This is a genomic window from Pseudomonas sp. Z8(2022), assembly GCF_025837155.1.
In the GTDB taxonomy this organism is placed as follows: domain Bacteria; phylum Pseudomonadota; class Gammaproteobacteria; order Pseudomonadales; family Pseudomonadaceae; genus Aquipseudomonas.
In genome coordinates this window covers 783,813-810,660 of the sequence record NZ_CP107549.1, presented here as the reverse complement: position 1 = coordinate 810,660, position 26,848 = coordinate 783,813, and the positions used below count along the sequence as shown (strand labels likewise).

Here is a 26,848-nt window from a genome sequence, read left to right as displayed (position 1 = left end):
CCATCCCGCCGCCATGACCACAGCCTGCCCGTCCACCGCTCCTCACGTCGCCATCATCGGCGGCGGCCCTGCCGGGCTGATGGCTGCCGAAGTACTGGCCCAGGGCGGCGTGCGCGTGGAGCTGTTCGACGCCATGCCCTCGGTCGGTCGCAAGTTCCTGCTGGCCGGCGTCGGCGGCATGAACATCACCCACTCCGAGCCCTGGGACGCCTTTATCGGCCGCTACGGCGAACGCCAGGCCGAGGTCGCGGCGCTGCTCCGTGAGTTCGACGCCGACGCCCTGCGTGCCTGGATCCATGACCTAGGTATCGACACCTTCGTCGGCACCTCCGGCCGCGTCTTTCCCAGCGACATGAAGGCCGCACCGCTGTTGCGCGCCTGGCTCAAGCGCCTGCGCGAGCTGGGCGTGGTGATCCACACGCGCAGTCGCTGGCTGGGCTGGAACGAGAACGGCAGCCTGCGTATCGCCGGCCCGGACGGCGAACGTGCTCATGCCGCGGACGCCTGCCTGCTGGCCCTGGGTGGCGGCAGCTGGGCCCGCCTGGGCTCGGACGGTGCCTGGGTGCCGCTGCTGCAGGCGCGCGGCATCGACGTGGCGGAACTGAAACCGAGCAACTGCGGTTTCGAGGTGGCTGGCTGGAGCGAATACCTCAGGGAAAAATTCGCCGGTGCGCCGTTGAAGAACGTCGCCCTCGCCCTCCCCGGGCAGCCCGCTCGTATTGGTGAGTTCGTGCTCACCGCTGGCGGCATCGAGGGCAGCTTGGTGTATGCCTTTTCCGCCGACATCCGCCGCGCCATCGAAACCGCTGGCCAGGCGGTGATTCACCTCGACCTGCTGCCGCAGATGCCGCTGGCCAGACTGCAACAGGCGCTGGCCAAGCCGCGCGGCAAGCACTCGATGGCCAAGCACCTGCACCGCCAGGCCGGTCTCGACGGTGTGAAGGCCGCGCTGCTGCGCGAGCTGGCGCCTGCCGAAGCCTTCGCCGAGCCAGCCGCTCTGGCGCCCTGGATCAAGGCATTGCCGATCACCCTGCTGCGAACCCGGCCGCTGGACGAGGCGATCAGCAGCGCCGGCGGCGTGCCTTTCGCAGCGCTGGATGACGGCCTGATGCTCAAGGCGCTGCCCGGCGTGTTCTGCGCCGGCGAAATGCTCGACTGGGAAGCGCCTACCGGCGGCTACCTGCTCACCGCCTGCTTTGCCAGCGGGCGGGTGGCAGCGCAAGGTGCGCTGAACTGGTTGCGCAGACTGCCGGTGTGAAAAACCGCTGAGTCCCAGTGACGCCACGTCGGCTGCGGCTATGCTCAAATTCAGCGCAACCCACACAGGTAATTCTCTGCCGTGATCCCGCTGCTGGTCTGCGACGACTCCAACATGGCGCGCAAGCAACTGATCCGCGCCCTGCCGGTCGACTGGCCGGTTTCCCTCAGCCAGGCGAGCAATGGCGAAGAAGCCTTGGCGTTGATCCGCCAGGGCCTGGGTCAGGTCATGCTGCTCGACCTGACCATGCCGCTGCTCGACGGCTATCAAACTCTCGCGGCGCTGCGCGCCGAAGGGCTCAAGAGCCAGGTCATCGTGGTGTCCGGCGACGTGCAGGAAGAAGCCGTGCGTCGCGTACGTGAACTGGGGGCCCTGGCGTTCATCAGAAAACCCGCCGATCCCGAGATCCTGCGCCAGACGCTGATCGAGCTGAAACTGTTCGACCCTCGGACCACACCGGCCGCGCAGGCCCAGGCTGCGGCTTTGTCGCAGCTCAAGGTCAGCTTCCGTGATGCCCTGCGCGAGGTGAGCAACGTCGCCATGGGCCGCGCCGCCGCACTGCTGGCCAAGGTGCTGGGCGTATTCGTGCAGCTGCCGGTGCCGCAGGTGAACCTCTTCGAGGTCAGCGAACTGCACATGACTCTGCTCGACGCCCAGCGTGGCGAGCGCTTCAGCGCCATCTGCCAGGGTTTTATCGGCGAGGCCATCGCCGGCGAGGCACTGCTGCTGTTTCACGACTCGGAAGTGGACGACATGGCGCGCCTGCTCGGATGGCAGCCGAAGAGCGAAGGCGAAACCTCGGAGATGCTGCTGGATCTGGCCAGCATCCTGATCGGCGCCTGCCTTGCCGGCATCGCCGAGCAGCTCGATCTGCGTTTCTCACAGGGCCATCCGCAGCTACTGGGCCAGCATGCCAGCCTCGACCAGCTCATCCAGGTCAACAGGCAACGCTGGCGCAAGACCCTGGCCGTGGAGATCAGCTACAACCTGGAGGGCCACGCCATCCACTTCGACCTGCTGCTGTTATTCACCGAAGACTCGATCAAACGCCTGACCGCCAAGATCGGCTACCTGATGGAGTGAGGCCATGCCCGCGCAGATCGACATCAAGGAAGTTCACTGGCTGCTGGATATCGTGCAATGCATCGACGTCGGCGTGGTGGTGCTCGACCGCCAGTACCGCGTCGAGGTGTGGAACGCCTTCATGGAGAACCACTCGGGTCTGGGGCCGGATCAGGTACAGGGCCGCTCGCTGTTCGAGCTGTTCCCGGACATCGACCGCCCCTGGCTTCAGCGCAAGGTGGAAAGCGTGGTGCAACTGGGCACCCGTGCATTCAGCCTGTGGCAGCAGCGCCCGTACCTGATGCGTTTCAAGAGCTACCAGCCGATCACCGGCCAGGCCGACTTCATGTACCAGAACGTCACCCTGCTGCCGCTGGCGGGTCAGCCGGTGGAACATGTGTGTCTGGTGATCTACGACATGACCGCTGCTGCGGTGGCGGAACGGGCGCAATCGACGAGTTGAGACCGTGGTGGTCCGGGTGCAATCCGGTTCAGGCCGGATACAATGCCCTGATCGCATTCGAGCGACGGCTCCAAGGAAAGGGATCTACATGCTGCGCAGCGTCGAACTGAAAACCTTCGTCCCGGCACGGGACTTCACCCTGAGTATGGATTTCTACCGGGCCATGGGCTTCAAGCCCGGCTGGTCGGACGATCAGATGGCCTACTTCAGCCACGGCGATCACTGCGCCTTTCTGCTGCAGAACTTCTACGTCAAGGAGCAGGCGGAGAACTTCGTCATGCACATGCTGGTGGAGGAAGTCGATGCCTGGTGGCAGCAGATCCAGACAGCGCGTCTTGACGAGCGTTTCGGTACGCGGCTGATCGCACCGCAGGACCAGCCCTGGGGCATACGCGAATTCATGGTGTTCGACCCCAGCGGCGTGCTCTGGCGAATCGGCCAGAACATCCAAGCCTGATCGGCGGACAAGCTTCGCCTTGTCCGCCGCCTGCAGCAAGCCTCCCTACTTCTTGCCGCCCCTGGGCTTACTGCCGAAGCTCGGCACCTTGCGCACCGCCTTGACCTTGGGTTTGGCGTCTTCTTCCTCGAACCAGCGGCCAAGGTGGATATTGCCCTTGCCGCCTGCCTTGCCCGCGCCGGGAATCAGCTTCTGCTTGGGCTTCTTGGGTTTCTTCAGCACCTGGCCACCCACCGCCGTCAGCGGTACACGGTGATCGGGGATGAAGTCCGGTTCGTCGGCCCGCTTGATCAGTTGCTGGGTAAGATTCTCGATCGCCGCCAGTTGATCCACCTCGTCGGCGCAGACCAGCGAGATCGCCTCACCGGTGCTGCCGGCGCGGCCGGTGCGTCCGATGCGGTGCACGTAGTCTTCGGCGTTGATCGGCAGGTCGAGGTTGACCACCAGCGGCAGGTCGTCGATATCCAGACCGCGTGCGGCCACATCGGTGGCCACCAGAATCTGCACCTCGCCGGCCTTGAAGCGTTCCAGCGCACGCAGGCGACTCGGCTGCGGCTTGTCGCCATGAATCGAGTCGGCCGCCACCCCCATGGCCAGCAGTTCCTGCTCCAGCTGGTCGACGCCCTTGCGCGTCTTGGCGAATACCAGCACCTGCCCCCAGCGTCTTTCCTGCAACAGATGCAGGAACAGCTCGTTCTTGCGCTTCTTGTCCACCGGGATCAGCCACTGCCTGACGCTTTTGGCGGCGGCATTGCGCGGGCTGACTTCCACCGACAGCGGGTCACGCAGCAACTCACCGGCCATCTGCCGGATGGCGTCGGAGAAGGTGGCGGAGAACAGCAGAGTCTGACGCTTCTTCGGCAGTGCGCTGAACAGCTCGTCCAGTTCCCGGGCGAAGCCCAAGTCTAGCATGCGGTCGGCTTCATCGAGGATCAGGGTCTGCAACTGGGAGAACTTCACCGCGTTCTGCCGGTACAGGTCGAGCAGTCGCCCCGGCGTCGCCACCAGTACATCGACGCCCTTGCGCAGCTTCATCATCTGCGAGTTGATGCTGACGCCGCCGTACACCGCATAGCTGGAAAGCGGCAGGTTCTGACCGTAGGCCAGGAAGCTCTGCAGCACCTGTTCGGCCAGTTCACGGGTCGGCACCAGCACCAGCGCACGCACCGAATTGCTCGCCACCTGCGGGCCTTCCAGGGTCAGACGCTGCAACAGCGGCAAGGCGAAACTGGCGGTCTTGCCGGTGCCGGTCTGCGCCGCGGCCATCAGATCGCGGCCCTTGAGTACGGCGGGAATGGCCTGGCTCTGCACCGGAGTCGGGGTCTGGTAGTCGAGATCGGCGAGGGTGCGCAGCAGCGGCTCGATCAAACCGAGGGAAGCGAAGGTCATGGGGTAACCGGATCGGAAAGAAAACAGATGCGCAGTTTAACCTGTCCCCCTGCCGAGCGCCTTCAACCTCGGTAAAGATCGCCGCTGCGACTGCATGGATGCAGGAGGTAGAACGAAGCAGGATGCCCGAGTCGAAAGCGCCTCCCACAGCGTCCAGCCACACCGCGGACTTTGACCCCACGTAGCCCGGATGAAATCCGGGACCATTGTCACCGCCTCCCCGGATTGCATCCGGGCTACCAACCCGCAGCAGCTATAGCCGCAGCAATCCCCTCGCACATGACAAACCGTGGGAGGGGCTTTAGCCGCGACAGCAGTACGAGACAAGCTCAGCTGGCAGTGGCCAGCAACGCCCGCACCTTGGCCGCCGAGAGGCTCTGCAGCTGGCAGAGAAAGGCATGATCGGCCTGGTGCCGGCCATGGCGCTCGCGCAGCAGGCCGAACAGATGCAGGGTCAGGTTCGCCGCCATCTCGGCGTCGGCCAGGGCACGGTGAGCGCGGCCGGTATCCGGCAGCCCGGCCCAGGCGTTGAGGTTACCCAGCTTGTGGCTCGGTGCCTCGGGCAGCAGGCGACGCGACAACAGTAGCGAACAGGCAAAAGGCTGCAAGCGACGGCGACGCACGCGCGCCAGCTCGGCGTCCCAGAACTTCTGGTCGAAGGAGGCGTTATGCGCCAGCAGCGGCCGCTCGCCGATGAAGTCGGCCACTTCGTTCATCACCTGCTCGGACGGTGGCGCCTGACGCAGCATGGCGTTGCTGATGCCGGTCAGCTGTTCGATGAACGGCGGCACCCAGGCGCCACTGTTCATCAGGCTCTGGTAACGGTCGACGATGCGCCCGTCCTCGATGATCGCCACGCCGATCTCGGTGGCGCGCGCCTGGCTCGGCGACACGCCGGTGGTTTCGAAGTCGATGACGGCGATGGATTCCACGCAAAACCTCAGAACTTGTGAAGCAACAGATCGCCCTCGATGGGCACATACAGACTCGCGGCACGGATCAGCGACTGCGCCGTCAGCCCCGGCGCGCCGAAGGCGATGGCTTCCACGCCACGGCTGCGCACACGTTCGAGCAACAGGTCGAAGTCGCCGTCGCCGGAGGCCAGGACGATCTCGTCGACGCGCTCGACCGCGTCGAGTACGTCGATGGTGATGCCCACGTCCCAGTCGCCCTTGGCCGAGCCGTCGGCACGCTGGATATAGGGTTTGAGCTTCACGGTGAAACCCAGCTTGCGCAGGATCTGCTGAAACTGCTGCTGTTTGGCGTCACCACGATCGATGGCGTAGGCGTAGGCCTCGACGATCACGCCACGGCGGCTGACCTCGGCCCACAACACGCTGTAGTCGAAATGGCAGCCATGGACCTGGCGCACCGTGTAGTAGAGGTTCTGCACATCGGCGAATACGGCGATCTTCTTCACCGGGAGCCCTCGGGAGTGACGAAGGCGCCAGTATGCCAGAGGCGGTGGCATCCTGCGTCCGGACTGGTCGGAACGCGAGGCAGCCCCTATCCTTGCCGCCATGACGTCTCTAGACCGCCTCCGCCAGCGCAACCTCGACCTGCTCCAGCGCCTGCAAATCAGCCATCGCCTGGTCGAACACGAGCCCGTGCTGGACTACCCCACTGCCCACGCCGTGCGTGAGCGTTTCGGCCTGCGCGGCGTGGAGAGCAAGAGCCTGTTCCTGCGCAGCGGGGCGCAGCGCTACGCCATGCTGGTCACCCTCGAAGGTGCCCGCGCCGACTGGACCCGGCTCAAGACGCTGCTCGGCAGCCGTCCGCGCATCGCCAGCGACGAGGAACTGACCGAGCATACCGGCTGCGTGCCGATGTGCGCCTGTCCGTTCGGCCATGATGCCGCCATCACCCTGCTGATCGACCGCGCGGTGCTGGCCTGCGACTTTCTCCTGTACTCGCCCGGCCCGCCGCAACTGACCCTGGAAGTGCCAGGCTCCGAACTGCCGCGCCTGCTCGCCGCGATGCCCAATACGCAGCTGGAGTACCCTTGAACCTATCCCGGCAACCGGCCACAGTGCTGGCGCCCCGACCCTTGGTAACCTGCCGATGAGCCCATTTTCCGTATTGCGTGACGCCTGGTTCTTCTCCAGCCACAACCTCGCTGCCATTGCCCGTCTGACCCTGCCGCTGTTGCTGCTCGAAGCCATTGCCCAGACGATGCTTGCCGCCCAGCTCGGCGAGGACGCCAATCCAGCCTACAGCGTGCTGCTCGGCATTCTCGTCTACCCGCTTTATGCCGCGCCGCTGATTCTCTTCCTGCATGCCCGCAGCATCGGCCAGGCACCCGGCAACGCGCAGCTGTTCGCCGCCGGCCTGCAGCTGTGGCCAACCTTCGCCCTGTTGACCGGGCTGAGTACCCTGGCGACCATGCTCGGCCTGTCGCTGTTCATCGTGCCGGGCATCTGGATCATGATGCGTCTGGCCTTCTCCGAACTGATTCTGGTGCTGCGCCAGGAAACGCCCATGCGAGCCCTGCAGGCCAGCTTCGCACTGACCGAGGGCCGCTTCTGGCCGGTGTTCTCCTGCCTGGCCGGCGTGCTGGTGCCGCTGTGGCTGCTCGACTGGTGGACGCAGCCGAACCACAGCGACACCCTGTTGTGGGTGCTGCATCAGACCGGCAACGGCTTCCTGCAGCTGTTCGCCGTCGTGGTGCTGTTCCGCCTGTACATGCTGCTGGAGCCACAACAGGCGGCCAATGGCGAAAATAGTGACTAGGCTTGCAGTTTTGGCCAGAGCAAGGAGAGCGCCATGAGCGAAACCAACCCCAGCATCCTTTCCCACGTGTCCATCGGCACCAACGACTTCGAGGCCGCCAGCGCGTTTTACGCCAAGGTACTGGCCACTCTTGGTTGCCGCGAGATCATGCGCCACCCCGGAGCCGTGGCCTTCGGCCGCGAGTATCCGGAATTCTGGGTGCAGACGCCGATCAACGGCCAGCCGGCGACCCTCGGCAACGGCAGCCATTTCGGCTTCGTCGCCCCGGACAAGGCTTCGGTGCATGCCTTTCATGAGGCGGCACTGGCAGCCGGCGGCCAGGACGAAGGCCAGCCGGGGCCGCGCCCGGACTACGGCGAGCCCTACTACGGCTGCTTCGTCAGAGACCTCGACGGCCACAAGATCGAGGCCGCCTTCTGGGACATGGAACTGATGCAGGCTGGTACCGTGCAACACGAGCACGGCTGAGGCGCATCAGCGTCGCCCCGAACCCTGCGGCCGCAGCCCGGACAGGCGCGGCAGCAGCACCCGCTCGAACAGCCGCGGGAAGAAGCGCGCCAGCACCCGTGCGCGCCAATCGACGTTCGACAGCACCAGCAGGCGCCGACGCTTGAGTGCGCCCCGGTAGATGGCCTCTGCGACATCCTGCGGCGAGGCGACCTTGCCCATTGCCAGCGGCGCCTGCGCGGCCACCGAACCGTCGCCGACCAGGGCGTTCTTGCGCAGGTCGGTAGCGGTGAAGCCGGGACACACCAGCATCACGTTCACACCCGAGCCCTTGAGCTCGTAGCGCAGCGTCTCGAACAGGCCGTGAAGCGCATGTTTGCTGGCGTTGTAGGCGCTGCGATAGAGCAACGGGGCGATGCCTGACAGCGAGCTGAGCACGATGATCTGCCCGCGCCGGGCGATCAGACTGGGCAGCGCCGCCTTGGTGCAGTGCAGGGCACCGAAATAGTTGACCGCCATGACCCGCTGGAACACCTCCAGGCTGGTCTCGGCGAAGGTACTGCGATGGGTGATGCCGGCGTTGTTGACCAGCACGTCGATTCCGCCGAAACGCTCCATGGCGAGAGCCACGGCGCGCTGCACCGCCTCGGCATCGGCAACGTCACAGACCAGCCCCAGCGCCTCGGCGTTGTGATGATCGGCCAGGTGCTGCACCAGGCCATCTAGCGCCGCCTGCTGCAGATCGAGAATCACCAGCCGTGCCCCGGCCTGCGCCAGACGCATGGCCAGCGCCCTGCCGATCCCCGCGCAACCGCCCGTGATCAGCACCACCTTGCGGTCGAATACCTTGTTGGCAAACACCTTGCGATACATGCGCGGCCCCCATAAGCCCAGTGTCAGCGACAAGCCCGCCAATCGTCCGGCCTGTCGAATCTTTCGGCATGGTACTGCAGCCCATTGCCACTGTCCCACGCCATGCCTGGGACTACGCGGCGCACTCGGGTATCCTCGCCTGTTCCCAGCATAGCCGCCCGCTTCGCCATGTCGCTGCCTCGCCCACTTCGCCTGCTCCTGCTCATCGCGCTGACGGTTTTCGCCGTGCTGAGCGCACTGATCTACAGCCTGACCTGGCGGCCGCTGCCACGCGAAGACGCGGCCGTGGCCTGCAACGGTCAGGTAGCGCAGCTGCAACCGGGCCAGGCACTCAAGGTAATGACCTGGAACGTGCAATACCTGGCCGGCAAGCGCTACGTGTTCTGGTACGACCTGCCTGGCGGCGATGGCCCGGACGAGCGCCCGAGCAGCGAGGATCTGGCGATGACGCTGGGCGAGGTGGTGCGCGTGCTGCGCGCCGAGCAGCCCGACGTGGTACTGCTGCAGGAACTGCACGACAACGCCAGTGCCAGCGACCATCAGGACCAGCTGGCCCTGCTCCAGGCGCGCCTGAGCGACCTCTATCCGTGCAGCGCCCAGGCCTTCTACTGGAAGGCCGCATTCGTCCCGCATCCGCGCATTCTCGGCAGCGTCGGCATGAAACTGGGTACCCTCAGCCGCTTCCAGATCGCCCGCGCCGAACGCCTGCAATTGCCCATGCTCGACGCCGATCTGCTGAGCCGGCAGTTCCAGCTCAAGCGGGCATTGCTGGTCAGCTACCTGCCGGTTCGCGGCAGCAACGAGGAACTGGTGGCGATCAACACCCATTTCGATGCCTTCGCCCAGGGGCAGGACACCATGCAGCGCCAGGTGGAGATGACCGACGGCCTGCTCCGGCAACTGCAAGGCGCCGGCAAGACCTGGGTACTGGGCGGCGACCTCAATCTGCTGCCACCTGGTCAGTTCGAGCACCTGCAGGAAGATCAGCGCAGCTGGTACGCCGCCGACAGCGAACTGCAGAACCTGGCCCAGCGCTACCCGATGATCCCCAGCCTGCAGCAGGCCAGCGGTGCAGAACAGGCGCAGTGGTACACCCACTTCCCCAACGACCCGGCCGCCAGCGGCCCGGATCGCACCCTCGACTATCTGTTCTACAGCCCGCGCCTGACCCCGCTCGCCAGCCAGGTGCGCCAGCACGATACCCTGACCATTTCCGACCATCTGCCGGTGATCGGCCGCTTCTTCCTGCCCAGCCAGGAATAGACCGGGCTCCATGCAAGTATGAAAAGACGGCACATGGCCGCGCCTCACATGCCAAGACTCTTCTGCCTGATATTCATCACCCTGCTCTGCCTGCAGGCCGCTCACGCGACCGAGGCCAGGCAACGCATTCATGTCGGTTACTACGAGTTTCCGCCCTATGCCTATACCGACGATCAGGGGCGCGCCAGTGGCTCGGGCCTCGAGCTCACCGCGCGTCTGCTCGATGCCGCAGGCTACGAGGCCGAATTCCGCTCCTACCCCGGCGCCCGCCTCTACAACGGTCTGCTCGACGGCAGCATACAGCTCTGGGCTGGCGCATCAGGCAAGCCGGAGTTGGCCGGGCATACACTCGAAGGCAGATACCTGCTGGGGGAAATCCCACTCAACCTGTACTTTCGCCGCGACACGCCGACACCGCGCATTCCGGACGGCCTCAACAATCGGGAGGTGATCCTGATCACCGGCTACAGCTACTGGCAGGACGTCAACCAATGGCTGGAAGATCCGGCGCGCAATATCACCCGCCACCACACCTCCAGCCATACCTCCGCACTGCAAATGCTGCAGCGCCGCCGCGGGGATTATCTGCTGGACTACCAGGCACCCATCGAGCAAGCCAGGTATACGCTGGGCATGGGCGAACTGCCCTTCGTCGAGATACAGCGCCTGCCGCTGCGGCTGATCTACTCGCGCCAGGCACCAGGGGCCGAACGCCTGCGTGATGACCTCGACCGGGCCTATCAGCAGTTGAAGGGTTCCGGCGAGACGCTCTGGCTGAACTGAACCTCAATCGCCGCACAACCAGGCCAGCGCTCGCCCCCGGCTGCCAATGCGCAGCACATGAGTATCGCCCGGGGGCAACGGCCCGAGGTTCAGGCTCAGCGCCTCACTTTCTCGGCTTGGCCCGCGCGGTGGGTTCGGCGATCAGCGGGTCGTCCGGCCAGTAATGCTTGGGGTAACGGCCCTTGAGATCCTTCTTCACCTCGGCATAGGTGTTGGCCCAGAAGCTGGCCAGATCCTGAGTCACCTGCACCGGCCTGCGCGCTGGTGACAGCAGGTGCAACTTGAGGCCGAGACGGCCGCCGGCAATACGTGGCGTGGCGGCCAGGCTGAACAGCTCCTGCAGGCGCACCGCAAGCACCGGCGGGTTCTCCGTGTAGTCGATGGCGATGCGCGAGCCGGACGGCACCTGCAGATGCGTGGGCGCCAGCTCGTCGAGACGTTGCGGCAACGGCCAGGGCAGCAGCGTCTGCAGGATCGACGGCAGGTCGAGGCTGGCGAAATGGCTGAGGCGGCTGACCTTGCCCAGATAGGGCGTCAGCCACTGCTCCAGACCGGCCAGCAGCGCTGCATCGGACAGATCCGGCCATTCGCTCCGGCCCTGCTGCTGCAGGTCCAGCTCGCGCAGCAGCGCCACGCGCGCCTGCCACTGGCGCAGTGCCGGCGTCCAGGGCAGCAGCTCCAGCCCCTTGCGCCGCACCAGGCCGACCAGCGCCCGACAGCGGGCATCCTCGTCCAGCGCGGCCAGCGCCTGGCGCTCCAGCACCAGTTCACCGACCTTGCGCTGGCGTTCGGCACGCAACACGCCCTCGCGCTCGTCCCAGTCGAGCACATCCAGCGTTTCCACCTGTTCGGCCAGCTCACGCCCGAACAGCGCCGGATCGAGGTCAGCCGCGAGATAGATGCGCTCTTCGCGCTGGCCCTGGCGACTGCCCAGGTCGGCCACTACCAGCCATTCGTGTTTCATCAGCGCATCGGCCTCGGCGAACTGCGCCGCACGGCCGTTGGCCAGGCGGTAGTCGGCGCCGCCGGCACGACGCTGCTGCGCGATGCGGTCGGGGTAGGCGAACGCCAGCAGGCAGCCGAGCCAGCGCGGGTGCTCGGGATCGCCGACGGCCTGGGTCACCGCCCGCCCCTTGAGCAGCCCCTGGAATTGCCACGCCAGCTGCCGGGCGCGCTGCACGCCACCGTGAGCCGAACGCCCGGCGCGGCTTTCACCGCCAAGCAAGGCCAGACGACTGTGCAGGTCGGCACCGCCACCACGCAGGATGTCACGTTCCGAGAGCAGCGCCGCCAGGTCGCAGGCCAGCGCACCGAGGCCCAGCATCTGACCGCGCAGCAGCAGATGGGCGATACGCGGATGGCTCGGCAGCTCGGCCATGGCCTGGCCATGAGCATTCAGTGCACCACGCTCATCCAGCGCGCCGAGGCGGCCGAGCAGATCGACGGCCTGGGCATAGGCGGCCGGCGGCGGTATGTCGAGCCAGCTCAGCTCCTGCGGCGTGACGCCCCAGCGCAGCAGCTGCAGGGCCAGCCCGGCCAGGTCGGCCTGAAGGATCTCCGCAGCGGAATAGGCACTGAGCTGATCGTGCTGCACCTGCGACCACAAGCGGTAGCACACGCCCGGCGCCAGACGTCCCGCACGCCCGGCGCGCTGGGTGGCGGAGGCGCGGGAAATACGCTGGGTATCGAGGCGAGTCATGCCGCTGGCCGGATCGAAGCGCGGCACCCGCGCCAGGCCGGCATCGACCACCACACGTACACCGTCGATGGTCAGGCTGGTCTCGGCAATATTGGTAGCCAGCACCACCTTGCGTTTGCCCGCTGGCGCCAGCTCGATGGCCGCACGCTGGGCGGACAGTTCCAGCTCGCCATGCAGCGGGCAGAGCAGGATGTCATCACGGCCGGCCAGCACCTCGCCCAGCTGCTCGGCCACGCGGCGAATCTCCGCCTGGCCCGGCAGGAACACCAGCACGCTGCCGGGCTCGTCGGCCAACGCCTGCTGCACCGTCTGCAGCACACGCGATTCGATCCACTCCCCCGGCTGAAACGGCGCTCCCCAGCGGATATCCACCGGGAACATGCGCCCTTCGCTGCGCAGCACCGGAGCATCGTCGAGCAACGCGGCCAGGCGTTCGCCCTCCAGAGTGGCCGACATCAGCAGCACCTTGAGCGGCGCCTCGCCACTGTCCGAGCCGCGGAACATGGCTCGCCCGTTGAGCGTCAGCGCCAGGGCCAGATCGGCATCCAGGCTGCGTTCGTGGAATTCGTCGAAGATCACCAGACCGACGCCGTCCAGCGACGGGTCGTCCTGCAGACGCCGGGCCAGGATGCCCTCGGTGACCACCTCGATACGGGTGTTCGGCCCTACCTTGCTGTCCAGACGAATGCGATAGCCGACCGTCTCGCCGACCCGCTCGCCCAGCTCGCTGGCCAGGCGCTCGGCCGCAGCGCGCGCCGCCAGCCGGCGTGGTTCGAGCATGAGGATCTTCTGTCCGGCCAGCCAGGGCGCATCGAGCAATGCCAGCGGTACACGGGTGGTCTTGCCCGCCCCCGGCGGTGCCTCGAGTACGACTTCGTGGCGCTCGCTCAAGGCGTCGCGCAGGGCGGGTAACAGGGCGTCGATCGGCAGGGTGTTCATCATTTCTCCACAGCAGGCCGGCGATTATAGAGCAGCCTCCATCTGCAGAACCGCCTGCGCCGCCGCAGGTCTTATTGACAACCGCCCGCCACTTGGGGCTTTGCAATGGCGAACTGCTATAGTTGCGCCACTTTTTCTGGAGGTGCTCATGCGCACGAAATCCCGCGTAATTGCCGGCGTCATGGCCGCTACTCTGCTTACCCAACTGACCGCCTGCGGCTCGATCTTCTACCCGGATCGCCGGGGCCAGATCGAAGGCCGGATCGACCCGGTAATCGCCGGGGCCAACGCCATCGGCATTCTCTTCTACGTGATCCCCGGACTGATCGCCTTTGCCGTGGACTTCGCCACCGGCGCCATCTACCTGCCCGAAGGCCAGACCGCGCAGGTCGATCCGCAACAGCTCAAGCAGCTGATCGGCAATGACGGCAAGGTCGATCAGTACGCGCTCAAGACCCTGATCGAAACCAGCACCGGCCATCAGTTGCCGCTCGACGATCCACGCCTGATCCAGCACAGCGGCAGCGCCGAGCAACTGGCCGCCTACGGCCTGCGCCCGGCTGCCTGAACCGATGCACAGCGCGCAGCATGCCAGGCTGATGCGCCTGGCCACCCGCGCAGCGCTGGCCGTGGCGCTGACGCTGGTGCTGGCCAAGGCGATCGCCTGGTGGCTGAGTGGCTCGGTCAGCCTACTGGCGGGCCTTACCGATTCATTGCTCGACAGTGCCGCCTCGCTGATCAACCTGATCGCCGTGCACTTCGCCCTGCGCCCGGCTGACGAAGATCACCGCTACGGCCATGGCAAGGCTGAAGCGCTGGCAGGTCTGGGCCAGGCACTGTTCATCGGTGTCAGCGCCGTGCTCATCGGCCTGCAGGGCATCGAACGTCTGCAATCACCGCAACCACTGGAAGCCGAAGGTGTCGGCATCGCCGTCATGCTGCTGTCGCTGGCGCTGACCGTCGCCCTGCTGATGTTCCAGCGCAAGGTGGTGCGCGAAACCGGCTCCACCGCCGTCCACGCCGACTCGCTGCACTACCGCTCCGACATCCTGCTCAACAGCAGCATCCTGCTGGCCCTCCTGCTGACCCACTTCGGCTGGCAACAGATGGATGCGATCTTCGCCATCGGCATCGCCCTCTACATCTTCTGGAGTGCCATCAGCATCGTGCGCGGCGCGATTGCCGTGCTGATGGACGAAGAACTGCCCGGCGAAACCACCCAGCACATGTACGTGCTGGCCACATCGGTGCCGGGCGTTCTCGGCGCGCACGATCTGCGCACGCGCATTTCCGGAACGCGCTGGTTCGTCCAGCTGCACCTGGAACTGCCGGGCGACATGAGCCTGTCCGTGGCTCACGCCCATTGCGTCGAAGTGGAAAAGGCCATCCATGAGCACTATCCACGTGCCGAAGTGCTGGTACATGCCGACCCGCAGGAAGTGGTCCGACACTGACCAACCGGCTCGGGCCCTTCTGCACTCGAGCAAAAGCGTCGGGCAATAAAAAAGGGGCCTTGCGGCCCCCTTCGGGAATCTGTCCGGTGCTGGCGATGTTGTCGCCGCTTTCGTCGCCTGCCTGGTTGGGCAGTGCGGACCCGGGTGCCGGTGCGATCCGGTAGGACCGTCGGCGCTGGCTCACCTGGTTGGGCGAGGCCGGTAGGACTTTTCGTCCGGGCCGTGAAACTGAGAGAAAGCTTACGCCTGCCGCGCTGAAATAAGATTGCGAATATTGCTTTCCATTCAACCTCTTGCGCAATTAATCACCAAAGGATCACTATTTACAGCAACCCAATAAAGGCCAAGTGAAAAAATGGACAAACTCGACCGTTACGACCTGAACATTCTCGGCGAATTGCAGCGCAACGCCGCCCTGTCCAATCAGGAACTGGCCGAGCGCATCGGCCTGTCGCCCTCGCCCTGCTCGCGTCGCGTCAAGCAGCTGGAGGACGATGGCTACATCATCGGACAGGTCGCCCTGCTCGACCGAAAGAAGCTCGGCCTGAGCCTGACCGCCTACGTACTGATCGGCATGGACCGACATACGCCGGAGCGCTTCGAACATTTCCAGGAAGAGATACGCAAATGCCCGGAGGTGCTGGAATGCTGCCTGGTGACCGGGATGGACGCCGACTATCAGCTCAAGGTGGTGGTGCCGGACATGGATCATTACCAGAAACTGCTACTCGGCACCCTGACCCGAATCGAAGGCGTCTCCAGCGTACGTTCAAGCTTCGTGCTGCAGCAGATTCTGTCCAGCACGCAGTTGCCGTTGCAGCATCTGCGCGACTGATAGTCGCAGGATTGAACGGTTCATGCTGCGGTCAAAGCCAGGGCGCGTATAATCCCCGCCCTGCGTTTTCCGTCCGAATCCCGAGGCACCATGGAAACCGAACAATTCGAAGCGTTGATGATGTACGTCCTGGTGGGCGGACTGATCCTGTTCATGTTCTTCATCATCTGGGATCTGGCGAAGAAGTCCAAGGCAGGCCGCCTGGGAACCGCGATCCTGTTCCTTGGCCTGGGTCTGTGCCTGTTCGCCTTCCTGGCCAAACCGATCATCACCTACATCATCGAGACCGCACGCGGCATTCACGGTTGAGCGATCACCGTACCCCCGCTTCCGCACAGAACGTCTGATTCCCTCCAGGCCGCCGCCTCGATGCGTCCGGCTGCCCACTCAAGGAGTTACACATGAGCGCCGCCAATCTGGTGATGCAGAGCTATGGACGCTGCTGCGCCAGCGTCACCTTCTTCGACGATTTCTACCGCCACTTCCTCGCCAGCTCGCCGCTGATCCGCGAAAAATTCACCGACACCGACATGAGCGCGCAAAAGCAGCTGCTGCGCCAGGGCATCATGAACCTGGTGATGCACGCGCGCGGCATGCCCGACACCAAGCTGCGCGCCCTCGGCGAGTCGCACTCGCGCCAGCATCTGGACATCCGCCCTGAACTGTACGACCTGTGGCTCGACGCGCTGCTGCTGACCATCAGCGAACACGACAAGGAGTGCAACGCGGATGTGCGTCAGGCCTGGCGCGAGGTGCTGAACAAAGGTATCGCCGTGATCAAGGCCGGTTATTGACTCAGATCATGCTCGCCCGGGCTGCCTCTGCGACAAATCGCCCGATATCAGTCCAACCGGGGCGGTAACTCGCGCCACTGCCCCGGCGGCAGCCCGTCCAGGCGCCAGGGGCCGATGGCCACGCGCACCAGGCGCAGTGTGGGCAGGCCGACGGCGGCGGTCATGCGCCGCACCTGGCGGTTGCGTCCCTCGCGGATCACCAGCTCCAGCCAGGCGGTCGGCACGCTCTTGCGAAAGCGCACCGGCGGGTTGCGCTCCCACAGCTCGGGCTCGTCCAGGCGCCGCGCCTCGGCCGGCAGCGTCGGGCCATCATTGAGCTTCACACCATCGCGCAGCTGCTGCAGCTGTTCGTCGCTCGGCTCACCCTCTACCTGCACCCAGTAGGTCTTAGGCAACTTGTGCCTGGGATCGGCGATACGCGCCTGCAGGCGCCCGTCGTTGGTCAGCAGCAACAGACCCTCGCTGTCGCGATCCAGGCGCCCGGCCGGGTAGACGCCAGACACATCGACAAAATCCTTGAGCGTGGCGCGGCCCTGCTCGTCGTTGAACTGGGTGAGCACATCGAATGGCTTGTTCAGCAGCAGCAGGCGCGGCTGCGCAGGCGGCGCCTTGGCCACGCGGCGAGGTACCGCAGGACGGCGATTGGCGGGAGGACGAGGGCGAGACATGCGGCGAGCTTCGGCGGAACTGGGCTGCGCAGTGTAACTCACGATAAGCGACGCTGATGGTTCTTACACGCCCCGCCAGACAGGCTAAGCTGCTGATTCACCCCAGCATCGAGGAGCCGTCCATGAGCAACAGCCCCGAACTCGCCACCTTTACCGGCTGGGCCGCCACCGCCCCCAAGGCACCACTGGAACGCCTGAGCTACGATCCCGGCCCGCTAGGCGCCGAAGAGGCGGAAGTGGCGGTGGAATATTGCGGCATCTGCCATTCCGACCAGTCGATGATCGACAACGAATGGGGCAATGCCCGCTACCCCTTCATCCCCGGCCATGAGGTGGTCGGCACCATCGTCCGTCTCGGCGAGCAGGCGCGCGGGCTCAAGCTGGGCCAGCGTGTCGGCATCGGCTGGTACAAGGGCAGCTGCATGCACTGCGGCTCGTGCATGGAAGGCTCGCATCAGCTGTGCCGGTCGGTGCAGCCAACCATCGTCGGCAGCCACGGCGGCTTTGCCGATCGCCTGCGCTCGCACTGGGCCTGGGCCGTGCCGCTGCCCGACGGCCTCGACCCGGCGCTGGTCGGCCCGCTGTTCTGCGCCGGTTCCACGGTGTTCAGCCCGCTGCTGGAGTTCGACGTCAAGCCCACCGACCGCGTCGGAGTGGTCGGCATCGGCGGCCTCGGCCACCTGGCGCTGCGCTTTCTCAATGCCTGGGGCTGCGAGGTGACAGCCTTCACCTCGTCGCTGAACAAGCAGGACGAAGCCCGGCGCCTGGGCGCGCACAAGGTGGTGGCCTCCACCGACAGCGCGGCGATGAAGACGATCGCCGGCACCCTGGATTTCCTCCTGGTCACCGCCAGCGCCGATCTCGACTGGCTCGCCCTGCTCGGCACCCTGCGCGGCAAGGGGCGCCTGCACTTCGTCGGCATCGTGCCCAGCGCCATCCCGGTGCATGTATTCAACCTGATCCCGCAGCAGAAGAGCCTGTCCGGCTCGCCGGTGGGCTCGCCGAAAACCATGGCGACCATGCTCGAGTTCTGCGCACGGCACCAGATCCTGCCGCAGGTCGAGCACTTCCCCATGAGCCAGGTGAACGCGGCCATCGACCATCTGCGCAGCGGCAAGGCGCGCTATCGCGTGGTGCTCGACGCCGGCAAATGACAGCACGAGCGCAGAGCTGGCATGCTCTGCGCCCGCCTCATCCAGGATGCTGCCGCCATGTCGCCGATACTCGACGCCCCTACCGATGCCGAACTGCCCACTCTGGTGGGAATCTGGGAGGCCGCCGTGCGCGCCACCCATCACTTCCTGCCGGAAAGCGACCTGCAGGTGATCAAGCCGCTGCTGCGCGAACAGTACTTCCCGGCCGTGCAGTTGACCTGCGCACGCGATGAGTCGGGGCGGATTCTGGGCTTTCTCGGCACCAGCGAAGGCATGGTGGAAATGCTCTTCGTCGATCCGGCCTGCCACGGCCAGGGCGTCGGCAGACAGCTGATGCGCCATGCCATCGACGAGCTGGGCGCCACCCGGGTCGACGTCAACGAGCAGAACCCGCAGGCCGTCGGTTTCTACCAGCACCTGGGCTTCGTCGTGACCGATCGCTCGCGCCTGGATGGCGGTGGGAGGCCCTTCCCAATCCTGCATATGGCACTCAGCTAAATCGGCCAGGCCGCCACGATTCCTTCCAGTGCCTGCTTGAGTTCGACCCGGCTGGCTGCCGCGGCGAGGCTGATGCGTATGGCATACCCAGGGTTGGCCTCGACCGCGAACACCTCGGCCGGCACCACCTCGACGCCATGCTGCCGACAGGCCTCGGCCAGCCCCGCTGGCACTACACCATCGAGCCACAGATGTGGCGCTACCGCCCTGCCCTGCGGCATACGCGAACCGAGCACCCGCGCGGCCAGGCGCCAGCGCTGCTGCAGTTCCTCGATCTGCCAGGCCAGACGCTGCTGGGCGACTCCGCTTTCGATCCATTCACTGGCCAGTGCCAGGCCCAGCGGCGTTACCGCCCAGCGGGTGGCCTGGGCTTCCGGATCGATGCGTTCGAGCAGCTCCGGCGCGCCGGCGATAAAGCCCAGACGCAATCCGGGCGCGACACTCTTGGACAGGCTGCTGATCAGCAGGCAGCGTTCGGGCACCTGCACCGCCAGCGGCGCCTCGTTGCCCAGTACGCCATAGACATCGTCCTCGATGATCCACAAGCCACGACGCCGCGCCACCTCGGCAATGGCCGCGCGGCGTTCGGCGTCCAGGCTGGCACCAGTGGGGTTCTGCAGGCAGGGCGTAAGCACCGCGACACGAGCACCGGTTGCACGCGCCTGGCGGTCGAGGTCATCAGGCAGGATGCCGCGTCCATCCATTGCCACACCGTGCAGCGGCAGGCGCAACTGGCGTGCGGCGGCCTTGATGCCCGGCGCGGTGTAGCGCTCCACCAGGATCGGCTCACCCGCCTCGCACAGCGCCAGCAACGCCGCGGAAACGCCCTGCTGGGCACCGGCGCAGAGCAGCAGGCCACCGGGCGCCAGCTCCAGGCCACGACGGCGCAGCCAGGTGGCACCCGCCAGATGCGCCCGTTCGACCAGTGCTGCCGACGGATAAGCCTGCAACACATCCAGTTCACCGCGCCTGGCCAGCTCGGCGAGACTGGCGGACAAATCACCATTGTCCGGATCATGCACCGGCACATTGGTCGACAGGTCGATCAGCTCGCCTTGCGCGGCCGGCTGCTTGAGCCGGAACAGGCTCGCCTCGCGGCTGCCAGCCAGCACGTAGGTACCGCGCCCGACCTCGCCGGAAACCAGATGCCGACGCGCCGCCTCGCGGTAGGCGAGCATCACCGTGCTCGGGTTGATGCCCAGCGTCCAGGCCAGGCGGCGCTGCGGCGGCAGGCGTTCACCGGGCTTGAGTTCACCACGGCCAATGGCCGTGGCGATGGCCTCGACCAAGGCCAGATAAGTCGGCAGGGAGCCGTCTTGCAGATCAGGAAGCCACATTGTTTGCCATGCAATATAAATATTTACCCATACAATGCGCCGCACTAGCATCGGGGTCAACGCCACCCGGAGTACGCCCCATGTTCGACCTCGCCCAACTGCGCCAGAGCGCGCAACTGGTTCATCGCCATATGACGCCCACACCACAGCTGAGCTGGCCGCTGCTGTGCGAGCGCACCGGTTGCGATCTGTGGGTCAAGCACGAGAACCACGCTCCCACTGCGGCCTTCAAGGTGCGCGGCGGGCTGGTCTATATCGACGCGCTGCTGCGCCGTGAGCCGCAGGTGCGCGGGCTGGTTACGGCCACCCGCGGCAACCATGGCCAGAGCCTCGCACTGGCTGCGCGTCAGGCGGGCCTGAGCATCCGCATCCTGGTGCCACACGGCAATGCCCGCGAGAAGAACGCGGCGATGCGTGCCCTTGGCGCCGAGGTGATCGAGCATGGCCGCGACTTCGACGAAGCCCGCGCAGAGGCCGCGCGCCTGGCCGGACGCGACGGTCTGCACTGGGTGCCGTCACTGCATGAGGATCTGGTGCGCGGCGTGGCCACCTATGCCCTGGAACTGCTGGAGGCGGTGCCGAATCTGCGTCGGGTGTACGTACCCATCGGCCTCGGCTCGGGCATCTGCGGGATGATTCGTACCCGCGACCTGCTAGGCCTCGACACCGAAATCGTCGGTGTGGTCGCCACTGGTGCGGACGCTTATGCACAAAGCTTCGAGCAGGGCCGGCTGGTGCAGACCGAACGCGCCGAGACCCTGGCCGACGGCATGGCCTGTCGCCAACCGCAGCAACTGGCGCTGGACATGATCCGCGCCGGCGTGGCGCGCATCCTGCGGGTCGACGATGGGGAAATCCGCGCCGCCATCCGCGCCTATCATGAAGACACCCACAACCTCGCCGAGGGCGCCGGCGCAGCGGCACTGGCTGCCCTGATGCAGGAGCGCGAGCTCAATGCCGGCCAGCGCGTGGCCGTGGTGCTCAGCGGCGCCAATATCGACCGCGCGGCGCTGGCCAAACTGCTGCGTGACGATGCGCCAATCGCGGCCTGAGACTCAGGCCAGCGGCACAACTTCGGCAGGCAGGCGCCCGGGCGTCTGCCGCAGCCAGCGCGATACGCCCCACTCTGCCGCGACCAACGCCAGTAACAGGCCAAGCTGGATCAACAGCGCGATATAGAGCGGTTTGAAGATGTGGCCAATCTGCTGCTTGAGCAGCCCCAGCAAAAACTCGGCGCGAAACAGCTGCTCGATACGGGCATCCAGTACCTGATTCAGCACCTTCTCGTCGAGCCCGCTGTAACGCGCGGTTTTCTCTACCGCCATTTCGCCAATGGCCTTGCCCAGCAGACTGGCACGCAGCCGGTCGAGCAGATCGAAGGCGATGCGCTCCATGGTCGAAGCCTCGGCACGCTCGGCAGCTTCCAGCAGCCGCTCGTTACGGACATAGTCCAGCGCCAGCTGATTGAGCAGTTCCTGCACGCTGACATCACGCACAGACACCAGCAACCCCTGCTGCTCCTGCGCCTCGACATAGACCTGGAAGTCGCTCCAGATGTCGTCGGCCAGTTCCTGTACCAAAGGCGCGTAGCTATCGAGATGGCGATTGATCTGCTGCTGGCTGCCATACATCAGCCCGCCCTGAAAGCCGAGAACCCCGCCAGCCAGTGGCAACAGCAGAAAGTAGAGATTGAGCAGCCAGTGGTGCCAGCGCTTGTTGCGTACCAGCCAGTCCAGGCGGTGCAGCTTCAGCGCCAGCAACAGGCCGGCAACCGCACCCAGCACAAGCGCCAGACCGGCGTAGAGGAAAAGACTGAAGAAGCTGAAGGGGTCCCACAATGCCGTGAGCAGTAGACGTGCCTGTTCCATGCGAGCTGCCTCGTTCATCCATGACGGGCGCGAGTGTAAACCAGAGCACAGCAGCGTACCGCCAGCGCGTGGCCAGACTGTGCGTCAGGCCACGCCGGCACCTCGCAACCTCAGCGGAACGGTGGTTCGTCGAAGCTGCGCAACTTGCGCGAATGCAACGAGTTGAGCTGGCTGCGCATCAGCTCCAGCGCCGCGATGCCGATATGCAGATGCTGGGTCACCGCACGCTCGTAGAAAGCGCCGGCCGCTCCGGGCAATTTGATCTCGCTGTGCAGCGGCTTGTCCGATACGCACAGCAGCGTGCCGTACGGCACCCGCAGGCGATAGCCTTGGGCGGCGATGGTGCCGCTTTCCATATCCACCGCCACCGCGCGCGACAGGTTGATCAACGGCCGCTCCTGCGCCCAGCGCAACTCCCAGTTGCGGTCGTCGTAGGTCAGTACGGTGCCGGTACGCAGACGCTTCTTCAGCTCGTCGCCCTGCTCGCCGGTGACCAGTCGGGCGGCCTCCTGCAACGCCTGCTGCACCTCGGCCAGCGCCGGCAGCGGAATATGCGGTGGCAGCACGCGATCGAGAATGCCGTCGCGGCGCATGTAGGCGTGGGCCAGCACGTAGTCGCCTATGGTCTGTGATTGGCGCAGGCCGCCGCAGTGACCGATCATCAGCCAGCAGTGCGGGCGCAGCACGGCGAGGTGGTCGGTGATGTTCTTGGCATTGGAAGGACCGACGCCGATGTTGACCAGGGTGATGCCGTGGCCATCCTCGGCCTGCAGGTGGTAGGCCGGCATCTGGTAGCGGTGCCAGACCACGTTCTCGATGATCGCCTGCATCTCGCCTTCGGCCATGCCGCGCTCGACCACCACGTTGCCCGGCAGCACCATGCGGATGAAACGCGAATCGCCCACCAACATGTCCAGGCCATGGCGGATGAACTGATCGACGTAACGGTGATAGTTGGTCAGCAGAATCCACGGCTGCACATGGCGCCAGTCGCTGCCGGTGTAATGCTGGATGCGCTTGAGCGAGAAATCGGTACGCGCGGCGTCGAACAGCGCCAGCGGCAGCGGGTCGATGTTCTCCCAGTCGTACAGGCCGTCGGCGGTGCCGTCGGTAGCGGCGGACAGGTCGGTACTGGGGAATACCCGCGCCAGCTCGGCGGCAGTCACCCCACTGCCGGCCAGCTCGTCACCACCCTCGACCACGTACGGATAGGGAATGTTCTGCTGGCTGCGGCCGACTTCCACGCGCAGGGTGAAGTCGTTCATCAGCGGGCGCAGCTGTTCCAGCAGGTACTTGCGGAAGGCCGCCGGCTGGGTCACGGTGATGGCGTAGGTACCCGGCACCTGCACCTTGGCGTAGGCGCGCACGGTGGTCGGCACCTCACCCTGGCACAGGTAGGTCAGGCGCAATTCCGGATAACGGAACAGGCAGTGCTCGCTGGTATCGGGGCGAATGCGCTCCTTGAGGTAGCGTTTGAGCGCCTGGCCAAGGGCAGCGGTGGCCTCCTGATACAGCGCGGCAAGGCGGTCGACCGCCTCTTCGGGTGTGTAGGCAATGACGAAATCATCTGAGCAGGCTTTCACGGCGCATATTCCTGGCTGAACGTACGCGCCTATCTTGCCTGCATACGATGACGAAAACATAGCGCACGACGCCCGGCCGGCTAGGCTTATGGCAGCCAGCCCGCTAGAGGGTCGCCTCATGCTCCGCGCCATCGTTCCATTGCTGCTTGCCCTGTTCGGCCTCGCCGCTCAGGCCGGTGAAGCTGCTCACCGAGAGCAATACCGGCAAGGTGATCTGGCAGCGCCGACGCTGAACGAGTGGCTCAGGCTGTCTGAAGCAGACGCACGTTTGTTCGGTTCATCCCCGCTGGCGCGGGGAACACGTAGCCGGTCAAGCTCGCTGTAGTGCTCAGCACGGTTCATCCCCGCTGGCGCGGGGAACACACATTGCGTAACCACCTGTTCCAAAAGGGGAAAACTGGCCGCTAAAAATCTACCAACTTTTCCTTGTTAAAGATCAAGATATCTCGGGCAGTCCAATCGCGCCCCCAACAACTTCCAGGCAAGCCTTCAAGCACGGCAGGCACCTCGAGACGGGCTCAGGCACGATCCGCCGGCGTCACCACAGCCATGGTAACCGATGCCTTGCTGCACAGATGCCTCTGATCGTTCTCGACGCCGAACACCTCGGCTTCGACCACGGTCGCCTGGCGTCCGGCCTTGAGCACCTCGGCGCGGCAGAACAGGTGGGCGCTGCGCGCCGGGCGCAGCAGGTTGACCTTGAACTCCAGGGTCAGCACCGTCTGCCCTTCGGCCACCAGCGTAGCGGCTGCGGCGCCGGCAGCATGATCGGCCAGAGTGGTCTGCACGCCGGCATGGATGTAGCCGTTCTGCTGCAGGTGACGTGGCAGGATCTCCAGCTCCGCTTCGACCCAACCCGGGCCGCGGTCGCCCGAATACCCAGATCATTGATGAAGTTGGCATCGGCGAAACCCCGCTCGACCAGTTCGCGATAGCGCGGATGAGCCTGCATGGCGCTCTCCTTCAGGCCAGGTGGGGCGTGCTGCGCGCCAGCAGCGCCTCAACATCGACACCACGCCCCAGCGTACCGTAGACACGGCCACGGCCCTCTAGGCGGCTGGCGATAAAGGCATCGGAAACGGTGGCATTGCCCGCCTCCAGCAGCAGTTTGGCCTGCAGCGCCACGGCCATGTCCTCGGTCAGCTGGCGGGCGCGGTACTGGATATCAGCGGTGTCGCTGAAGTCGGCCTTCAGGCGCTGGATATGCGCCCTGAGACGGGCATCGCCATGGCCGTCGCCCAATTCGGCGAACAGCGCATCGAGCACGCCCGGCTCCTTGGACAGGGCACGCAGCACGTCCAGGCACTGCACGTTGCCGGAGCCTTCCCAGATCGAGTTGACCGGCGCTTCGCGGTACAGGCGCGGCAGGATGGTTTCCTCGACGTAACCGGCGCCCCCCATGCATTCACTGGCCTCGTAGATCATTTCCGGGGCACGCTTGCAGATCCAGTACTTGCCCACGGCCGTGACCAGGCGGGCGAACTTCTCTTCCTGTTCATCATGCTGGCGATCCAGTGCGCGGCCCATGCGCATGGTCAGTGCCAGCGCGGCTTCGCTCTCCAGCGCCAGGTCGCCCAGCACGTTCTGCATCAGCGGCTGGTCGGCGAGGAACTTGCCGCCCACCTGCCGATGCGCACAGTGGTGCGTGGCCTGGGTCAGCGCCTGGCGCATCAGGCTGCTGGAGCCGACCATGCAGTCGAAGCGGGTCATGGCTACCATCTCGATGATGGTCGGCACGCCGCGCCCTTCCTCACCGACCATCCAGGCGAAGGCACCGCGGTACTCCACCTCGCTGGAGGCATTGGCCCAGTTGCCCAGCTTGTTCTTCAGACGCTGGATATAGAATGCGTTGCGCGTGCCGTCCGGGCGGTGGCGCGGCAGCAGGAAGCACGACAGGCCCTTGTCGGTGTAGGCCAGGGTGAGGAAGGCATCGCACATCGGTGCCGAGCAGAACCACTTGTGGCCAACCAGCTCGTAGGCCTGCCCGGGCCCGCCGAGGCCGACAGGGTAGGCACGGGTGGTGTTGGCGCGCACGTCGGTGCCGCCCTGTTTCTCGGTCATAGCCATGCCGATGGTGACGCCTGCCTTCTGCTCCATCGGCAGGTTGCGCGGGTCGTACTCGGTGGCAAGGATCTTCGGCAGCCATTGCTCGGCCACGTTGGGCTGCAGACGAATGGCCGGCACCGCGGCAAAGGTCATGGTCAGCGGACAGCCGCTGGCGGCCTCGGCCTGGCTGTGCAGGTAGGTCAGACCGGCGCGCACGACATGGGCGCCGGCGCGCGGGTCGGTCCAGGGCAGCGACGGCAGGCCGTGTTCGATGGCCGTGCGCATCAGCTCGTGATAGGCCGGATGAAACTCCACCAGGTCGATGCGCTTGCCATAGCGGTCATGGCTCTTGAATACCGGTTTGTTCTCGTTGGCAAGAAAACCGGCCTGCATCAGCGCACCACCGCTCAATGCACCATAGGCGCTCAGGCGGTCATCCCCCCAGGCACCGTCGTAGCGGCGAATCCACTCCTGCAGCGGCAGGTCGAGACGATAGAGATTGGCGCCGTCCAGGCTCGGTACCTGGTTGAACACCTCGTGGGTTTCGGCGTGCAGGCTGGGTTTCATCGCTTGGGCTCCTTGGCGCCGACGGCGCGCAGGCAGAAAGTGGCAAGGCTGGCACTGACCTGTTCCAGCTCCAGGGTGGGTTGCCCGGCTTCGCGGGCTGCGCGAGCAGGTGGTGACAGGGGGCCGACCAGCGCCTCGGCGATGGCGCCGACCAGGCAGGCCGCCATCAGACCGATGTGCTCGACATCAAAGTCGCCGGCAGCGGCGCCCTCCTCCAGCAGGTCGCTGAACAGTTCGGCATAGGCTTCGCGATAGAGCAGGCGCTGCTCGTCGACTTCCGGATCGACCGGCTCGGCGATCAGCGCGAACGCCAGGCGACGGCTATGCCAGGCACGGGCGGCGAATTGTTCCAGACCGGCGCGCAGACGCTCGCTGGCACGGCCTGCCCCGCGCAAGGTAGCGGCCAGTGCGTCCACTTCACGCTGGCTGGCGGCGGCGAAGACTTCGGCGGCCAGGTCACCCTTGCTGCGAAAGTGGCGATACAGGCTGCCGGTGGCAATTCCGACATCCTCGGCCAGCGCCTGCATGGTCAGCGCCGCGAAACCGCCAGAGCTGACCCGCTCCAGGGCACAGGCAAGAATGCGCTGACGCTGGGCCTGGTCGCGGTCTATGCGAGCGTCGGTAGTACGGTAGGCCATGGTCTGAATCCTGGTTCACTGACATGCAGTGAATCAGGATTCA

The 26,848-nt window shown here is 65.7% G+C and carries 28 protein-coding genes and 1 pseudogene; 17 read left to right on the top strand and 12 right to left on the bottom strand.

Going from position 1 to position 26,848, the window contains the following annotated elements; translation table 11 throughout:
• Positions 1–13 precede the first annotated feature (13 nt).
• The 4 genes from OEG79_RS03875 to OEG79_RS03860 all read left to right on the top strand — a co-directional run bounded on the left by OEG79_RS03875 (position 14) and on the right by OEG79_RS03860 (position 3,240).
• A complete protein-coding gene (locus tag OEG79_RS03875) occupies positions 14–1,258 on the top strand; it encodes a TIGR03862 family flavoprotein (protein WP_264147517.1) in 1,245 nt (414 codons plus the stop codon).
• Positions 1,259–1,339: 81 nt separating this feature from the next.
• Positions 1,340–2,341, top strand: a complete 1,002-nt coding sequence (locus OEG79_RS03870; protein ID WP_264147516.1) for a response regulator — start codon at positions 1,340–1,342, stop codon at positions 2,339–2,341.
• A 4-nt stretch (positions 2,342–2,345) separates the two neighbouring features.
• Positions 2,346–2,783: a PAS domain-containing protein gene (locus tag OEG79_RS03865; protein ID WP_264147515.1), complete on the top strand. Its 438-nt coding sequence runs from the start codon at positions 2,346–2,348 to the stop codon at positions 2,781–2,783.
• Positions 2,784–2,871: 88 nt separating this feature from the next.
• Positions 2,872–3,240 carry a VOC family protein gene (locus OEG79_RS03860; RefSeq protein ID WP_264147514.1) on the top strand — a complete coding sequence of 123 codons (369 nt, stop codon included), beginning with the start codon at positions 2,872–2,874 and terminating at the stop codon, positions 3,238–3,240.
• A 45-nt stretch (positions 3,241–3,285) separates the two neighbouring features.
• Here the strand turns inward: OEG79_RS03860 and OEG79_RS03855 are convergent, their stop codons facing one another.
• From OEG79_RS03855 to OEG79_RS03845, 3 genes are all read right to left on the bottom strand, one after another.
• On the bottom strand, positions 3,286–4,629 hold the full coding sequence (locus OEG79_RS03855) for a DEAD/DEAH box helicase (RefSeq protein ID WP_264147513.1): 1,344 nt from the start codon (positions 4,627–4,629) through the stop codon (positions 3,286–3,288).
• 329 nt (positions 4,630–4,958) lie between these two features.
• A complete protein-coding gene (locus OEG79_RS03850; protein WP_264147512.1) occupies positions 4,959–5,561 on the bottom strand; it encodes a PolC-type DNA polymerase III in 603 nt (200 codons plus the stop codon).
• Positions 5,562–5,569: 8 nt separating this feature from the next.
• Positions 5,570–6,100 carry an NYN domain-containing protein gene (locus OEG79_RS03845; protein WP_264147511.1) on the bottom strand — a complete coding sequence of 177 codons (531 nt, stop codon included), beginning with the start codon at positions 6,098–6,100 and terminating at the stop codon, positions 5,570–5,572.
• A gap of 49 nt (positions 6,101–6,149) precedes the next feature.
• On the opposite strand from OEG79_RS03845, the gene OEG79_RS03840 reads away from it, so the two are divergent.
• The 3 genes from OEG79_RS03840 to OEG79_RS03830 are packed head-to-tail and all read left to right on the top strand — an operon-like array spanning position 6,150 to position 7,827.
• Positions 6,150–6,635, top strand: coding sequence for a YbaK/EbsC family protein (locus OEG79_RS03840; protein WP_264147510.1), 486 nt, complete (start codon positions 6,150–6,152; stop codon positions 6,633–6,635).
• A 55-nt stretch (positions 6,636–6,690) separates the two neighbouring features.
• Positions 6,691–7,359, top strand: coding sequence for a YciC family protein (locus OEG79_RS03835; RefSeq protein ID WP_264147509.1), 669 nt, complete (start codon positions 6,691–6,693; stop codon positions 7,357–7,359).
• 33 nt (positions 7,360–7,392) lie between these two features.
• Positions 7,393–7,827, top strand: a complete 435-nt coding sequence (locus OEG79_RS03830; RefSeq protein WP_264147508.1) for a VOC family protein — start codon at positions 7,393–7,395, stop codon at positions 7,825–7,827.
• A gap of 6 nt (positions 7,828–7,833) precedes the next feature.
• Here OEG79_RS03830 and OEG79_RS03825 read toward each other — a convergent pair whose 3' ends face one another.
• Entirely contained in the window at positions 7,834–8,679 is an 846-nt protein-coding gene (locus OEG79_RS03825; protein WP_264147507.1) for an SDR family oxidoreductase, read from the bottom strand.
• Between the two features lie 168 nt (positions 8,680–8,847).
• On the opposite strand from OEG79_RS03825, the gene OEG79_RS03820 reads away from it, so the two are divergent.
• On the top strand, positions 8,848–9,942 hold the full coding sequence (locus OEG79_RS03820) for an endonuclease/exonuclease/phosphatase family protein (protein ID WP_264147506.1): 1,095 nt from the start codon (positions 8,848–8,850) through the stop codon (positions 9,940–9,942).
• Between the two features lie 48 nt (positions 9,943–9,990).
• The gene (locus tag OEG79_RS03815; protein WP_264147505.1) at positions 9,991–10,725 is read left to right on the top strand and encodes a substrate-binding periplasmic protein; all 735 of its coding nucleotides are present in this window, start codon (positions 9,991–9,993) and stop codon (positions 10,723–10,725) included.
• Positions 10,726–10,828: 103 nt separating this feature from the next.
• On the opposite strand, the gene hrpB is transcribed toward OEG79_RS03815, so the two are convergent.
• On the bottom strand, positions 10,829–13,363 hold the full coding sequence (hrpB, locus tag OEG79_RS03810; RefSeq protein ID WP_264147504.1) for an ATP-dependent helicase HrpB: 2,535 nt from the start codon (positions 13,361–13,363) through the stop codon (positions 10,829–10,831).
• A gap of 148 nt (positions 13,364–13,511) precedes the next feature.
• On the opposite strand from hrpB, the gene OEG79_RS03805 reads away from it, so the two are divergent.
• The 5 genes from OEG79_RS03805 to OEG79_RS03785 all read left to right on the top strand — a co-directional run bounded on the left by OEG79_RS03805 (position 13,512) and on the right by OEG79_RS03785 (position 16,446).
• Positions 13,512–13,931 (top strand): polyribonucleotide nucleotidyltransferase, encoded by a 420-nt coding sequence (locus OEG79_RS03805; RefSeq protein WP_264147503.1) that lies wholly within the window; start codon positions 13,512–13,514, stop codon positions 13,929–13,931.
• Positions 13,932–13,935: 4 nt separating this feature from the next.
• The gene (locus OEG79_RS03800; RefSeq protein WP_264147502.1) at positions 13,936–14,817 is read left to right on the top strand and encodes a cation diffusion facilitator family transporter; all 882 of its coding nucleotides are present in this window, start codon (positions 13,936–13,938) and stop codon (positions 14,815–14,817) included.
• A gap of 355 nt (positions 14,818–15,172) precedes the next feature.
• Positions 15,173–15,652 carry an Lrp/AsnC family transcriptional regulator gene (locus tag OEG79_RS03795; RefSeq protein WP_264147501.1) on the top strand — a complete coding sequence of 160 codons (480 nt, stop codon included), beginning with the start codon at positions 15,173–15,175 and terminating at the stop codon, positions 15,650–15,652.
• A gap of 90 nt (positions 15,653–15,742) precedes the next feature.
• A complete protein-coding gene (locus tag OEG79_RS03790; protein WP_037051671.1) occupies positions 15,743–15,961 on the top strand; it encodes a DUF2788 domain-containing protein in 219 nt (72 codons plus the stop codon).
• A gap of 92 nt (positions 15,962–16,053) precedes the next feature.
• Positions 16,054–16,446: a globin gene (locus OEG79_RS03785; protein WP_264147500.1), complete on the top strand. Its 393-nt coding sequence runs from the start codon at positions 16,054–16,056 to the stop codon at positions 16,444–16,446.
• Positions 16,447–16,493: 47 nt separating this feature from the next.
• Here the strand turns inward: OEG79_RS03785 and OEG79_RS03780 are convergent, their stop codons facing one another.
• On the bottom strand, positions 16,494–17,063 hold the full coding sequence (locus OEG79_RS03780; protein ID WP_264148668.1) for a pseudouridine synthase: 570 nt from the start codon (positions 17,061–17,063) through the stop codon (positions 16,494–16,496).
• Between the two features lie 173 nt (positions 17,064–17,236).
• Here OEG79_RS03780 and ahr point away from each other — a divergent pair, with 173 nt between their 5' ends.
• Together ahr and OEG79_RS03770 are read left to right on the top strand one after the other, a co-directional pair.
• Positions 17,237–18,268: an NADPH-dependent aldehyde reductase Ahr gene (ahr, locus tag OEG79_RS03775; RefSeq protein ID WP_264147499.1), complete on the top strand. Its 1,032-nt coding sequence runs from the start codon at positions 17,237–17,239 to the stop codon at positions 18,266–18,268.
• A 57-nt stretch (positions 18,269–18,325) separates the two neighbouring features.
• The gene (locus tag OEG79_RS03770) at positions 18,326–18,766 is read left to right on the top strand and encodes an acetyltransferase (RefSeq protein WP_264147498.1); all 441 of its coding nucleotides are present in this window, start codon (positions 18,326–18,328) and stop codon (positions 18,764–18,766) included.
• Here OEG79_RS03770 and OEG79_RS03765 read toward each other — a convergent pair.
• On the bottom strand, positions 18,763–20,103 hold the full coding sequence (locus tag OEG79_RS03765; protein WP_264147497.1) for a PLP-dependent aminotransferase family protein: 1,341 nt from the start codon (positions 20,101–20,103) through the stop codon (positions 18,763–18,765). The genes OEG79_RS03770 and OEG79_RS03765 overlap by 4 nt on opposite strands.
• Before the next feature lie 80 nt (positions 20,104–20,183).
• Between OEG79_RS03765 and OEG79_RS03760 the strand changes: the two genes are divergently transcribed.
• On the top strand, positions 20,184–21,155 hold the full coding sequence (locus OEG79_RS03760; protein ID WP_264147496.1) for a threonine dehydratase: 972 nt from the start codon (positions 20,184–20,186) through the stop codon (positions 21,153–21,155).
• Between the two features lie 3 nt (positions 21,156–21,158).
• Here the strand turns inward: OEG79_RS03760 and OEG79_RS03755 are convergent, their stop codons facing one another.
• The 5 genes and pseudogenes from OEG79_RS03755 to OEG79_RS03735 all read right to left on the bottom strand — a co-directional run bounded on the left by OEG79_RS03755 (position 21,159) and on the right by OEG79_RS03735 (position 26,805).
• Positions 21,159–21,971, bottom strand: coding sequence for a hypothetical protein (locus OEG79_RS03755; RefSeq protein ID WP_264147495.1), 813 nt, complete (start codon positions 21,969–21,971; stop codon positions 21,159–21,161).
• A gap of 110 nt (positions 21,972–22,081) precedes the next feature.
• Positions 22,082–23,554, bottom strand: a complete 1,473-nt coding sequence (gene amn / locus OEG79_RS03750) for an AMP nucleosidase (protein WP_264147494.1) — start codon at positions 23,552–23,554, stop codon at positions 22,082–22,084.
• Between the two features lie 518 nt (positions 23,555–24,072).
• Positions 24,073–24,506: pseudogene (locus OEG79_RS03745) on the bottom strand (PaaI family thioesterase).
• A gap of 11 nt (positions 24,507–24,517) precedes the next feature.
• Positions 24,518–26,167 (bottom strand): acyl-CoA dehydrogenase family protein, encoded by a 1,650-nt coding sequence (locus tag OEG79_RS03740; protein WP_264147493.1) that lies wholly within the window; start codon positions 26,165–26,167, stop codon positions 24,518–24,520.
• The gene (locus tag OEG79_RS03735) at positions 26,164–26,805 is read right to left on the bottom strand and encodes a TetR/AcrR family transcriptional regulator (RefSeq protein ID WP_264147492.1); all 642 of its coding nucleotides are present in this window, start codon (positions 26,803–26,805) and stop codon (positions 26,164–26,166) included. Before OEG79_RS03735 ends, OEG79_RS03740 begins: the two co-directional genes overlap by 4 nt.
• Positions 26,806–26,848 lie beyond the last annotated feature (43 nt).